Source organism: Paenibacillus sp. MZ04-78.2, from assembly GCF_024213375.1.
GTDB lineage: Bacteria > Bacillota > Bacilli > Paenibacillales > NBRC-103111 > Paenibacillus_G.
The window spans coordinates 15312-27317 of record NZ_JANAVJ010000035.1 but is presented as its reverse complement, the minus strand read 5'-3'; the positions used below and the strand labels follow the sequence as shown (position 1 = coordinate 27317).

The following is a 12006-nucleotide window of genomic DNA, read 5'->3' as shown; positions in this document are numbered from 1 at the left end:
TCACATGGAGATGAGACGATGCATAGGAAGGAACAAATATCCCCCCGACAGTTTACCATTCTTGTCGCTTTGTATACGATAGGCGACGCTATTTTATATCTGCCGGCTCATTTTACCGTGGATGCCGAGCGCGATGTCTGGATAGCCTCGATCTTATCCGTCATCCAGATGCTAGCCGTTGCCTTCCTGTACGCCAGGCTGGCTGTCCGGTACCCCGGGGTTCCATTTCTGGATTATATGGAAAGTGTGCCTGGTCGCTGGGTTGGCAAGGCGCTGCTTCTTTATTTCGCAGCCTTTTGCTTTATCGATGTATGCTTGCTGCTGATGGAGGTCGGAGATTTTATGAGCAGTCAGGTATTTCCCCGGACTCCGGTGTACGTGATCCTCGCGCTGTTCATGTTCATTCTGGTAATCGCTGTGCGTTTGGGAGTAGAGGCGACCGCCCGTACATCGGAAATCGTCTTTCCCGGCATCGTCGTGTTGTTTCTACTTATGATAGTTGCTCTTAGTCCGAATATCGACTTGGATCATGTCCAGCCAGTGCTGGCCCGCGGTTTTTTTCCCGTCGTCAAGGCGAGCCGGGTACTGGTGGCTTTTTATCTTGATGCATTCGTGCTGCTGTTGTTCTTCCCGCTTGTGCAGGAGCCGAAAGCTGCCGTACGGTCCTTGTATGCAGGAACGGTCATAGGAGGAGGCTGCATCATTCTGATCTCTACGATAGCTATCCTCGTTCTCGGCGCGGATACGGTCTTAAGGAATGCTTATCCGACCTATAGGCTAGCCAAGAAAATCAGCATCGTCAACATCTTTGAGCGCTTTGAAATCGTTGTGACCGTCATCTGGCTCACGACCTTGTATTTCAAAGCTTATCTCTTCTTGACAGCAACGACCCAAGGTTTTGCGAAGCTATGTCGTATCAGGGACCACAGGGTGATTGTGCTGCCGATTGGCTTCGCAATGGTCCTGCTGGGGCGGGTCATCAACCCGAACAGAACGTTTATGGACGAGTGGAGCATGAAATATTGGCTGCCCTATTCCATTCCTTTCGGGATTGGCATTCCCGTCTTCCTGCTGCTCGCCGGCTGGCTTCGAACAAAGTGGATGAAGCCCAATCATTCCTAGGAAAGGCGGCTGCCTCCGATGCTTTTTGGACTGACGGTCATAGCGGCGGCTGCCGCGGTCATGGCGATTGATTTTCCCGGTATATGGAAACGCAAGGAATGGAAGGAAATGACCGTTTATTTCTTATTTTTACTAATCGGCCTCACCCTCGGCATAGCCCAGGCGCGCCATCTTCCAGTTCCGAATCCGCTGGAGTGGATCATTAAGATCCATCTTCCTATTAAACATCTGCTGGAGATGATCTATGGGAAGTTCTAGGCTTCTTAAGATCAGTGCTTGACAGTTAATTGGACATTCGATGGCGATTGCATTCATTTTTTTAGCCCCAGCTTAGTTCGTGAAGAATTGATTTCGGTTTTGAGCCCTTTTTCCGAAAGGAAAAAAGGTCTATAATAGACTGGTATCAAGCGGTACATAGCCGTAGATTGCAAACGTGTGCAACCAGATCTACGGACGCCGTGGCTTGCGCAAAAGGGAGGCTGGACCTATGGCAACGATAGAGCAAGTGATAGATCACAAGTACGCCAAGCTGGGGGAAATTTTGCAGTCGATGAACAAAGTCGTCGTCGCGTTCTCCGGCGGGGTGGACAGCGCTTTTCTGCTCAAGGCGGCGCTTGAATTTATGGGCAAGGACCGGGTGCTTGCCCTTACGGCCGATTCGGAGACGTATCCCGAACGGGAAAAGCTGGAGGCGATCGCGCTTGCCGCGAGCTTAGGCGCACCGCATGAGGTCATTCACACGAGCGAGCTGGATATTCCCGGGTATGCGGAAAATCCGACGAACCGGTGTTATTTTTGCAAAAACTCGCTGTTCGATCATTTGATTCCGATCGCCCATGCGCGCGGCTTCGAGCATGTCGTGTTCGGCGCCATCGCCGACGACCTCGGGGAGCACCGCCCGGGGCTACAGGCCGCCCATGAACGGGGCGTTCGCGCGCCGCTTCTGGAAGCAGGTATCAAGAAATCGGAAATACGCCATCTGTCCCGCAAATTCGGGCTGGCCACGTGGGATAAGCCGTCGTTCGCCTGTTTGTCTTCGCGTATTCCGTACGGGGAAGCGATCACGGCGGAAAAGCTGTCCATGATCGACCGGGCGGAAGATTTCCTGATTCAGCTCGGTTTCCGCCAGGTGCGCGTGCGTCAGCATGATTTGCTGGCCCGGATCGAGGTGCCCGCATCGGAGCTGGCCGACGTGCTGGCCGTCGCCGAGACGGTTCATGCAAAGCTGAAGGAGATCGGCTATGCCTACGTGACGATGGACTTGAAAGGGTACCGTTCGGGCAGCTTGAACGAAGTGCTTGCGCCGCAGGAGCAGTCGGTTCAAGCGGCAGCGCAGGCGTAGGTTTGGAGAGGAGCCGATTCGATGAGCAAACCGAAAATTTATATTTCCAAAGCGATCCCGGAACCGGCGTTTGCTTATCTGGAGCAGCATTGCGAGTGCCGGATGTGGGACGGACAAGGCGCCGCATCCCGACAAGGGCTTCTCGCAGAGCTTCACGATGTGGAGGGGCTGCTAACGACCGGAGGTCCGGTCAACCGGGAGCTGCTGGACCATGCCCCTAAACTGCGGGCGGTCAGCAGCATTTCGGTCGGGTACAATCACTTCGATCTGGAAGCGATGAAAGCCCGCCGGGTTATCGGAACGAATACGCCGCACGTGCTGGACGAGACGGTAGCGGACCTGGTGCTGTCGCTTATGCTGTCCGCGGCACGGCGTATCCCGGAGCTGGATGCGTTCGTGAAGCAGGGACGCTGGCAGCGGGGCAAAGGGCTGACCGACGAATATTTCTTCGGCATGGACGTGCACCATCAGACGCTCGGCATCATCGGGATGGGCCGGATCGGCGAAGCGATTGCCAAGCGAGCGGTGGACGGCTTCGACATGAGCCTGCTTTATCATAACCGCAGCCGGAAGCCGGAGGCGGAAGAGCGGTTTGGCGCCCGCTATTGCAGCTTGGACGAGCTGCTGCGGGAGTCGGACTTCGTCGTGATGATGACGCCGCTGACGCCGGAAACGGAGCGCATGATCCGTCTGGAGCACTTCGAAATGATGAAGCCGACGGCGTTCTTCATCAATGCTTCCCGCGGGCAGACGGTGGACGAGCCGGCGCTGATTCAAGCTCTGCAAACCGGACTCATCCGGGGCGCGGGACTAGATGTGTTCGATCCGGAGCCGCCGAGCCCGGACAATCCGCTGCTGCATATGCCGAACGTGGTCACACTGCCGCATATCGGCTCGGCCACAGCCAAGACCAGGCTCGATATGGCGATGCTCGCCGCGCGCAATCTCGTCGCCGCGCTGACCGGCGGGCATCCGCCGAATGTCGTGCCGGAGCTGCGGGAGCTGCTCGAAAACAAGTAACCGCTGTCGTATGAAACGCGAAGCGTCTTCGGCCTTGGCGCGCTGATCTGCCAAGATTGCTACAAAGAAGGTGAAAGAGGATACCCGTGAAGTCCCATGGGAATCCTCTTTTTGTTAGCGGTAAGGAGATTAAGTCGGCAGATTTAACGCCGTTTGAATATTTTTCCGATCCAGCTCGATTTGTTCCGGAATATGATACGGACGGTAATACTCTTTGCGCATCATGTAGTTCGTGATCTGCTCGTGGGTCGAGATCGCCTCGTCCAGCTGCCTGCGCAGGACCGTTTTGATGTCCGGACTGGCGGTTTCCGTCAGCGCGATGGCGTAATTTTGAATGCCGGTTTTGGCGGCGATTAAGAAATCCATAGCAATAACCTGATCAGTCATCGTGCCCATGCCGGTTAAATTTTTGATCAGCGTGTTCATGCGTCCGCTCCTTTTCTATACGTTGACATTGGCCAGCAATGCGTCCAGCTCTTGCAGCTGCCGGGTCGACAGCTGGACGTCCTGCTCCAAAAGCTGCCTCAAGTCTTCGTCCGAAACAAGACCCCGCATCGTCGCCGATTTGGTCATGCAAATCGTCTTGAAGGCCGCGATTTCGTGCAGATCCAACGTTTCGTGCAGGCCGTACGTTTTTTTCATGATGGGTTCCCCTCCACGTTCAGTTCGGAATGATTCAGGGCTTCAGAACGACTTTGATGCAGCCGTCCGTCTTCGTGTCGAATACCTCGTAGCCGTCCTTCGCTTGATCCAGCGGCAGCACGTGAGTAATTAGGTCCCCGGGATCGACCTTACCTTCCGCAATTAAATTGTACATATGCGGCATATAATGGATGACCGGCGCTTGACCCGAACGAATGTTTACGTTCCGTTGGAAAATGTCCCCCAGCGGGAAAGCGTTGTAGCGGGCTCCGTAAACGCCGGTAATTTGGATCATTCCGCCTTTGCGAACGGCTTGGGAGGCGATGACGACGGCTCCCAGCGAACCGCCTTGAAGCTTGAGGCCAGACGCTAGAAACTCCAGCGGGGTCATCTTTCCGTCCATCCCTACGCAGTCGATGACGACATCGGCTCCGCCGTGGGTTATTTCTTTCAAATGGCTGCCGATATGTTCCTCCTGCTCGAAATTGACGGTTTCCGCTTGATTGTGCCGTTTCGCATGCTCCAGCCGGTAATCCACGTAATCGACGGCGATGACGCGTTTCGCTCCTTTGAGCCAAGCGAATTTTTGCGCCAGGAGCCCGACCGGGCCGCACCCCAGCACGATGACCGTATCCCCGCTCTTCACTCCGGCATTGTCGACGCTCCAAAAGGCCGTTGGCATGGCATCGGCGATCAGACACAGCTTCTCGTCTTCTACTTCGCAGTTTTCCGGAAGACGGAAGGGGACGAAGTTGGCATAAGGAACCCGCATATATTCGGCTTGCCCTCCGGGGTAACCGCCGGTCGTTTCGGAGTAGCCAAAAAAGCCGCCCATGTCCCCATTCGGATTCGAATTGTCGCATTGGCTTTCCAGTTGATTTTTACAATAGTAGCATTCGCCGCAACTTACATTAAACGGGATGACGACCCGGTCGCCTTTTTTTACCTTCGTCACTTCGGGACCGACCTCTTCCACAATGCCCATCGGCTCATGGCCGATGATATAATCCGTGGGGAGATTGGGAATCATGCCATGGATGAGGTGCAGGTCCGATCCGCAGACCGCCGTGGTGGTCAGCTTGACGATAATGTCGTCCGCTTTTTCGAGCTTCGGGTCTTGTACCTGCTTGACCTGCACGTTCTTGATGCCTTGATACGTAACGGCTTTCATGGTGTGGGCTCCTCCAAAGATTATTTTTCCGGGGTCGCGAACAAGCCTAAGCGGGAAGTATCTTTCGGGAAAAGCTGCATTTCCGCGATCTGCATCGTCGTCTTCGCTGATGTCAGATCCAGCTTGAACTGTTCGTTAACCCGATTGGGGTACAGCCATTTTTTGCGGATCATCAGCTGCGAAATTTCTTCATGCAAATCCAGAGCTTCGGATAAAAGACGGCGCAGCAGCGTTCTTACCTCGGCTGTTGCCGTTTCGGACAAGGCGATCGCGCAGTTGCGAACGCCGGTCTTCGCCGACATTAAGAAATCGAGCGCAAGCGCGGAGTCGGCCAAGTTCGGCATGCCTTCGGCATTGATCGGGTCCAAGTCGTCTTTATTCATCGTATCGTTCACCGCCGTTTTATTGAATTGGGGTTGCAGGATAAAGGCTTTGCAGATCCTGGAGCGCTTTGACGGAATGCTCGACGTCCTTTTGCATTAAGGCTTTCAGCTCTTGGTCAAAAACGAGTCCCTGCATCATTTTCGATTTGGCCAGACAGATCGTTTTAAAATTAAACAACTCGTGAACCTCCATCATTTCATGCGGAGCCAACGTTAGTTTGGTCATGGGGAATCACCTCCGGTTGCTTGAACACGGTTAGGGTTTCCTTAACATTTTCCGCCTATACCCGAGCAGCATTCCAAGCGGCGTAAAACTCGGCAACCGAAGCGTAGCGTTCGTTCCGGTCCGGACGAACGGCGCGCAGAGCCGTTTCGTACAGCTTCTCGCCCGCTTCCCATTTCGAATAGGAGCGATCCCGTTCCCCGCCAAGCAGGCCGAACGCGATCGCTCCCATGTTAAAAACATTGGTTCGTTTGTCAATGTCTGCGCCGAGCTCAAATTCCTCGGGCGACATGAAGCGGGAGGAGCCCCATAACCGGCCCATCGTATTGATAAAAGGCTTTTTCTGGTAAAAGTCAATATCGCAAATTTTCGTCACGTTATTTTTGAAATCGTACAAGATGCTGCCGTCATAAAAATCGACAGCGACATAACCGCTCGCTTCCACATCTACGTGGAACGAAAAGATACAATCCAGCGAACGTAGCCGTTCTTCGACAGACAGCTGCCGGAAACGGAAAAACGGAGAATCCGGATGCGTATATTTTTGCGGCGGGGGAAAGGACCAATGCGAATGCAGACATTCGCCGTCAAACCAGTCGAATACGGCTGCTATAAGCAATTGTTCATTAGAATTGTTTTGTACGCAAAAGCAAAACTATGTTATATTTAGGGAAAATTTATAGTTTGAACAGGAGTAGCACTAATGGAATTATCAATAGACGAGATAAATTTATTAAAAAAAGCATACGGCACTATTATTGACCCTCACCATAAGTATCGCCCTGAATCTGAAAAGGAATTAACTGATTTTGAAAATAAATTTAATCTAATCCCTGCGGATTATCGCTATTTATTAAAGGAGTTTGGTGGCTGTCATTTTGTTGACCCCTGGGTTTACACTTTAGAGGAATTAACATGGGCATATCCTGGATTTATAGCAGAGTATTCAGATGAAGAAGAAATCAATATTTCAGAAGATAATGTTTTTCCTATCGGCGGGTTAGGTGACGGGAGTACAGTTTGCATCATAAAAAAAACTGGTAAAATTGCTATTTTGCCACATGATTCTTATGTGGAGACTATTGATGATTTAGAAATCATTGCAAGCAATTTTAAAGAATTTATATTTGATTTGGCTGAGCAAGGCATTGCATGTGATGAGGCAATCAATAATGCAGTTTATTGGGATTACCTAAAAAACGATTAAATTTTCTTAGTTTCATGTGGCTATGCTAAATTTTTTAAATTGGTGGAGGTAAGGGCTATTATTTATCGTAGCAACTTTAAATATCTGGAGGCGTGGATATGAGTTATGATTTAGACTTTTGGAAATACAAAGAAGGTATTTATCTCGATAATCAACAAGTATACGAAAAATTAAGCGATGGCGACTTTGTTGATGGATTAGAGATTTTGCCAATATCTCAAATTATTAAGGATATTAAAGAAGAGTTTAGCGATTGGACAATCACTAACCATGATTTTGAAAAAGACGGTAAAGGTGCATTTCAACTATTCACAACAGAACAATTTGTGAGAGTTGATTGTTATGGTGTATCTGGCGACGATATGAATAAACTAATAGATATTTTACTGAAATATGGTTGTCCTTTGTATGACCCGCAAGTTTCTGAACGTTTTGATGAACATGCAACATCATAAGTCTAGTTTACACGGCATTGCGAAAAAGCAAAGAGAGGCTGCGGAAGCGCCTCTCTTTCTCGTGAAACCTTATTCTGCCGTGCGGGTACCGTCTTCTTCCGGAGCAACGAGGGCGATCGTGCCATCCGTTTCGTCGCCTTCGACAAAACGCTGCAGCGCCAGCAGCTTGTTGTCCCAGTATCTTTCGTAATAGGCCAGCCACCGCTTCAATTCGAGCAGCGGCTCGGGCTCCAGCCGGTACCGCGTTTCGCGGCCGACTTTTCTTTCTTTGACCAGTCCGGCATCAGCCAAAATGCGCAGATGCTTGGATACGGCCGTCCGGCTCATCGGAAAGTGGCCGCTGATCACGGTAACGGGCATTTCCCGCTCTCCCAGCATGCTGAGCAGCTGGCGGCGCGTCGGGTCGGCTATCGCCTGAAAGACATCAGGCTTGCGCGAAGGGTCAGCCATGTCAGCCCTCGACGAAGGTAACGAGCTTCTGCACAATGCCGCCCCAGCCTTTGTCCATTGTGTCGCGTACGGCTTGATGCGGTTGCCCGAATTCGGTAACCTTGTCGGCGTCCCAGCCGGAGTGAATGAGCGTAAATTCCGTCTGTCCGTCCTTCTCCGTCAGCTCGAACACAATTGTCCAATCTTTCCCCCAACGGAACGAAAGGCGGTTCGGAGGATCGAGCTCCGTTACTTTGCAGGGGGACATGCCGAACGGGCCGGCGTTCAATTGGAATTCATAACCGAGGACAGGCTGAAAATCGTTGGGCATGAACCACGCGGCAATGCCTTCCGACGTGGCGACGGCGTCCCATACTTTTTGAATCGGCGCTTTGAGCAGGGCGGTTCTGCGAATTTCCGGCAGCGTATTTTGCATATTGTTTTCCATATGATTCATTCCTCCGATGTGAGTGGGTGCGAACATCCGTATTATATGAAACCAAAAGGTTTCATGTCAAGACAAGGAAAAAACTGGTCACAAAAAGCCCGAATACCTATCGATTCATCGAAAGGTTCCGGGCTTTGCAGGCGACTTGTTGATATTATTTCATCTGTTTACGGGCGGCTTCGCGCACCATATCCGGGGTGACATGAACCCGGGTCGGGGAAATGCCGTTCCGGGCGTGCCGGTTGATGCGGTCCGTCGCCGCGTTAATGGCATCGACGTTGAACGGTTCGCCGGCGATGCACAAGGCGATCGCTTCTTCAATCGCAGTTTCCCGTTCGTTTTCCAGTTCAAGAAAACGTTCCAAGTGCGCGTTTTGTTTACGGGTATGGTTTGTGATGGCTTCATGGACATTCTTCAAGATTAGCAGCTCCTTTAGCAGACCGGAATTGGATAAAATTTATGATACTATAAGGGGCTTGGCGTGACAATGCCGCAAAAACAAATGACGATGTACTTCCACGTATCCGGCAAGCAGGCTTAATAGAGACGGGAGGAACGGCATTTTGCGCCACTCTTCACAGAGCGGAGGAGGCAAGTGGAAAAAATAGGCACTGCACAGCGATTTACAGCACTTTCGCCGAGCGGTTATGATAGAAACGTTATTTGAAAATAAGAACGGGAGCTTGCGAATCGGGTGGACCCGGTACGTGGGTAGGAATCGGTTGCCGTGATACGGAAGGATGCAACGAGTTTTAGCCCGCTGAGGAGGAACAACGTATGACGCCAAGCGAAGAAATCTTTGACATTTTTGACGAACGTATGAATCCGTTGGGACGGGCTTCCCGCTCCGAGGTTCATGCTTGGGGGCTGTGGCACCAAACGTTTCATTGCTGGATTGTGGACCCTGCGGATGGGGGCGCGGTACTGCTGTTTCAAGAGCGGCACCCGGGCAAAGATACGTTTCCGTCATTGCTCGATACGTCCTGCGCCGGTCATCTGTTGTCAGGCGAAGGAGTCGAAGACGGTGTGCGGGAACTGGAAGAAGAGCTTGGACTAAGCATTCCGTTCGATACATTGGTTCCCTGCGGCTTGTTTGCCGAGGAGGACGTCATCTCCGCAGCGTGCATCGACCGCGAGTTCTGCCATGTGTTTGTACATGTGAATCGGCAGCCGCTCACCCGGTATCGCTTACAGCCGGAGGAGGTCACGGGCTTATACCAGGTTCCGCTTGAGCAAGTACGGAAGCTGGCTCAAGGCACATTATCGGAGCCGATCCGGATCGAAGGCATCGCACCGGATGAGAACGGTGTGCTGGTGCCGGTCGAGCGGACGGTCGGACCTGCGGATTTCGTTCCGCATCCGGGGGCTTATTATGAGCTGGTGCTGAAGGCGATAGACCGGATTGGACAATCCGCTCTTTGATCCTGGAGCGCCCATCCGCATTCGGATGACCAAGAGTGGGGGAGTGGGGCAATAACAGACAATTGGGAAATGAAGCAGAGCTGGGAAATGAACGGCATATTTCCCGGGTAAGCGCACAACTCGATTCGTTTTTCGATTTTTCAGACTTTTTCGACAGTTGTATTGCAGAAAAAGCGGGTAACGCCGTCATCATCGACATTCCATAGGAAGGTCGCATGGATGGGGATACCCGCTTTTTTATCTGTTATACGGACACACGGCTGATGGTCAAGAACGTCCGATGCACGTCGCCCGCCGGCACTTCCACCAGCTCTTGTTTCCGGTTCAACTCGTCGGTCTTGGCCATCCACGGCTCGACGCAGACGAAGCTTTTGCCGCTTACGGACCACAGCACGACATATTTGAACGGCTCGCCGTACGTCATCCGCACGACCAAGCGCTCCGCCGGGCTGAAGGTAATGTCCCGTCGCTGCGCGTTCAGGAAAACGACCGATTCCGGCAGCTTATCGAGATCAATGACCCGGCCGTCATAGCTTTTTTCCGTACCGTCGTTGTAGTCGAAGTATTTCGTCGCGTCGGTTTCGTATGCGAGCGCTTTGCGGTCGGCGACAAAATACGGATGAAATCCGGGGTACATCGGCATCGGTTCTGCCGAGCCGTTCCGGTATTCCTGCTCAATGGTCAATTGACCGTCTCGCAACCGGTAGGTAAAGCGAAGCTCGAAGTCGAACGGGTACGATTCCCGCGTTTCCGCGTCGCTGGCGAGCGTCAACGTAATGGCGGCGCCGTCGCTGGTATCCGTCGATTCGACACGCCAAGGGCGGACGCGGGCGACGCCGTGATTTTTCATGCTATAGCGCTGTCCGTTCCATTCATAGGCGCCTTCCGCGAGCTGCCCGGAAATCGGGAACAGCACCGGAATGCCGCCGCGGATATTGGCGTTCGGATCGTCGAACGTCGCTTTGTCCAAGTAAAGCAATTCCTGACCTTTGGTCCCGAAGCTGATGACAATTCCGCCGCGTTCCGGGGCGATTTTGAACCACGAACGGGTGCTGTGCTCGATCAACTCGTAAATCTCGCAGGAATCTTGGTAAGTTCGGATTTCGTATGGTTTCATGGTCCGTCTCCTTTCTTGTCTCCCCTTATTTTACCATAACGATCGGCGTTTGTTCTACGAGGACGCTTTGCGCACATGACGAAAATCCGAAATTACCGGCAAGTCGCCGTTCCGTCATGCATAATAATTCCACACATGAAGATACTGGAATTAAAAAACAAGAGGTGTTCTTTATGTGCGAACGTTTTTCGTTGACGGCTGAGCTGCCGGAGCTGTCGGAGCGTTATCGGATCGGCCGGGTGACCTGCGCTTACAAGCCGCGATATAACATCGCGCCGACACAGCAGGTGGCCGTAATTGTCCGGGGGGCGGAAAGCCGGATGCTGGAGGAGCACCGGTGGGGGCTCATCCCGTTCTGGGGGAAGGACGCCGTGAATGCCGACAGCGCAGTTGTGCACGAAAAACCGGCGTATCGCAAGCTGTTCGGCAGGCAGCGCTGCATTATCCCTGGCAACGGCTTTTATGTCTGGCAAACGGAGGGTAAAACAAGACGGCCGATTCGCATCGTCATGAAGGACCGGGGCGCTTTCGCCATGGCCGGGCTGTATGAGATTTGGAAGGATTCACGGGGCGGAGAAACCCGCACCTGCACGGTCATGACGACGAGGTCGAACCGGTTGGTGTTCGATTACGACGAACGGATGCCGGTCATTTTGGACGAACGGGACGTCGAGACGTGGCTCGATCCGGCCATGAACGGAGAAACGGACAGGCTGCAATCGCTGCTCCGGCCTTACGCGCCCGAGCGCATGCATGCGTACCCGGTCTCTCTTCGGGTAGCGGACCCTCTTGTGGAGTCGGAGGAATGCGTCGAAGAAGCGGGGCCCGCCAAGTATGCGCTCCTCAGACGGTAAGACCGGGAGGGGGCGAGCCTGTGACGGCGTGCCGATCTGTTGGGGAGGGCAAAACGTAAGAGGAGCCGGGGCGTCCTTAACGGACGATTCATCCCCGGCTTTTTTGCGTGCGCGATCACGGCGCACTTTCATAAGATTGCCGCGATCCAAAAAGGAGTTCTAAATCAATAT

General features: G+C 52.8%; 18 protein-coding genes and 1 pseudogene. 9 read left to right on the top strand and 10 right to left on the bottom strand.

Annotated features, from left to right (window positions below):
- Window positions 1-18: 18 nt before the first annotated feature.
- The 4 genes from NLX71_RS20295 to NLX71_RS20280 all read left to right on the top strand — a co-directional run bounded on the left by NLX71_RS20295 (window position 19) and on the right by NLX71_RS20280 (window position 3484).
- Window positions 19-1122, top strand: coding sequence for a GerAB/ArcD/ProY family transporter (locus NLX71_RS20295; RefSeq protein WP_254365586.1), 1104 nt, complete (start codon window positions 19-21; stop codon window positions 1120-1122).
- Between the two features lie 18 nt (window positions 1123-1140).
- Window positions 1141-1380: a hypothetical protein gene (locus NLX71_RS20290; protein WP_254365585.1), complete on the top strand. Its 240-nt coding sequence runs from the start codon at window positions 1141-1143 to the stop codon at window positions 1378-1380.
- A 229-nt stretch (window positions 1381-1609) separates the two neighbouring features.
- Window positions 1610-2464 carry an ATP-dependent sacrificial sulfur transferase LarE gene (gene larE, locus NLX71_RS20285; protein WP_254365584.1) on the top strand — a complete coding sequence of 285 codons (855 nt, stop codon included), beginning with the start codon at window positions 1610-1612 and terminating at the stop codon, window positions 2462-2464.
- Window positions 2465-2485: 21 nt separating this feature from the next.
- Entirely contained in the window at window positions 2486-3484 is a 999-nt protein-coding gene (locus NLX71_RS20280; RefSeq protein WP_254365583.1) for a 2-hydroxyacid dehydrogenase, read from the top strand.
- Window positions 3485-3613: 129 nt separating this feature from the next.
- Here NLX71_RS20280 and NLX71_RS20275 read toward each other — a convergent pair whose 3' ends face one another.
- The 6 genes and pseudogenes from NLX71_RS20275 to NLX71_RS20250 form a co-directional block, all read right to left on the bottom strand.
- The gene (locus NLX71_RS20275) at window positions 3614-3910 is read right to left on the bottom strand and encodes a spore coat protein (RefSeq protein WP_254365582.1); all 297 of its coding nucleotides are present in this window, start codon (window positions 3908-3910) and stop codon (window positions 3614-3616) included.
- A 15-nt stretch (window positions 3911-3925) separates the two neighbouring features.
- Window positions 3926-4126, bottom strand: a complete 201-nt coding sequence (locus NLX71_RS20270) for a type III PLP-dependent enzyme domain-containing protein (protein ID WP_010495475.1) — start codon at window positions 4124-4126, stop codon at window positions 3926-3928.
- A gap of 34 nt (window positions 4127-4160) precedes the next feature.
- A complete protein-coding gene (locus NLX71_RS20265) occupies window positions 4161-5297 on the bottom strand; it encodes a zinc-dependent alcohol dehydrogenase (RefSeq protein ID WP_254365581.1) in 1137 nt (378 codons plus the stop codon).
- A 20-nt stretch (window positions 5298-5317) separates the two neighbouring features.
- The gene (locus tag NLX71_RS20260; protein WP_254365580.1) at window positions 5318-5680 is read right to left on the bottom strand and encodes a spore coat protein; all 363 of its coding nucleotides are present in this window, start codon (window positions 5678-5680) and stop codon (window positions 5318-5320) included.
- 19 nt (window positions 5681-5699) lie between these two features.
- The gene (locus tag NLX71_RS20255) at window positions 5700-5906 is read right to left on the bottom strand and encodes a spore coat protein (protein WP_254365579.1); all 207 of its coding nucleotides are present in this window, start codon (window positions 5904-5906) and stop codon (window positions 5700-5702) included.
- A gap of 55 nt (window positions 5907-5961) precedes the next feature.
- Window positions 5962-6507 (bottom strand): annotated as a pseudogene (locus NLX71_RS20250) (serine/threonine protein kinase); the annotation flags it as partial.
- Between the two features lie 99 nt (window positions 6508-6606).
- On the opposite strand from NLX71_RS20250, the gene NLX71_RS20245 reads away from it, so the two are divergent.
- On the top strand, window positions 6607-7110 hold the full coding sequence (locus NLX71_RS20245; protein ID WP_254365578.1) for an SMI1/KNR4 family protein: 504 nt from the start codon (window positions 6607-6609) through the stop codon (window positions 7108-7110).
- Between the two features lie 98 nt (window positions 7111-7208).
- A complete protein-coding gene (locus tag NLX71_RS20240) occupies window positions 7209-7565 on the top strand; it encodes a hypothetical protein (RefSeq protein WP_254365577.1) in 357 nt (118 codons plus the stop codon).
- Window positions 7566-7634: 69 nt separating this feature from the next.
- Here the strand turns inward: NLX71_RS20240 and NLX71_RS20235 are convergent, their stop codons facing one another.
- The 3 genes from NLX71_RS20235 to NLX71_RS20225 form a co-directional block, all read right to left on the bottom strand.
- The gene (locus NLX71_RS20235; RefSeq protein ID WP_254365576.1) at window positions 7635-8015 is read right to left on the bottom strand and encodes an ArsR/SmtB family transcription factor; all 381 of its coding nucleotides are present in this window, start codon (window positions 8013-8015) and stop codon (window positions 7635-7637) included.
- Window position 8016: 1 nt separating this feature from the next.
- Window positions 8017-8442 carry an SRPBCC family protein gene (locus NLX71_RS20230; protein ID WP_254365575.1) on the bottom strand — a complete coding sequence of 142 codons (426 nt, stop codon included), beginning with the start codon at window positions 8440-8442 and terminating at the stop codon, window positions 8017-8019.
- A gap of 154 nt (window positions 8443-8596) precedes the next feature.
- Complete coding sequence (locus NLX71_RS20225) at window positions 8597-8860, bottom strand: DUF2533 family protein (RefSeq protein ID WP_254365574.1); 264 nt, start codon at window positions 8858-8860, stop codon at window positions 8597-8599.
- A 359-nt stretch (window positions 8861-9219) separates the two neighbouring features.
- On the opposite strand from NLX71_RS20225, the gene NLX71_RS20220 reads away from it, so the two are divergent.
- Together NLX71_RS20220 and NLX71_RS20215 are read left to right on the top strand one after the other, a co-directional pair.
- Window positions 9220-9864, top strand: coding sequence for an NUDIX hydrolase (locus NLX71_RS20220; RefSeq protein WP_254365573.1), 645 nt, complete (start codon window positions 9220-9222; stop codon window positions 9862-9864).
- Window positions 9865-9899: 35 nt separating this feature from the next.
- Entirely contained in the window at window positions 9900-10070 is a 171-nt protein-coding gene (locus tag NLX71_RS20215; RefSeq protein ID WP_254365572.1) for a hypothetical protein, read from the top strand.
- A 38-nt stretch (window positions 10071-10108) separates the two neighbouring features.
- On the opposite strand, the gene NLX71_RS20210 is transcribed toward NLX71_RS20215, so the two are convergent.
- Window positions 10109-10981 carry an aldose epimerase family protein gene (locus NLX71_RS20210; protein ID WP_254365571.1) on the bottom strand — a complete coding sequence of 291 codons (873 nt, stop codon included), beginning with the start codon at window positions 10979-10981 and terminating at the stop codon, window positions 10109-10111.
- Between the two features lie 173 nt (window positions 10982-11154).
- Between NLX71_RS20210 and NLX71_RS20205 the strand changes: the two genes are divergently transcribed.
- The gene (locus tag NLX71_RS20205; RefSeq protein WP_254365570.1) at window positions 11155-11835 is read left to right on the top strand and encodes an SOS response-associated peptidase; all 681 of its coding nucleotides are present in this window, start codon (window positions 11155-11157) and stop codon (window positions 11833-11835) included.
- Window positions 11836-12006 lie beyond the last annotated feature (171 nt).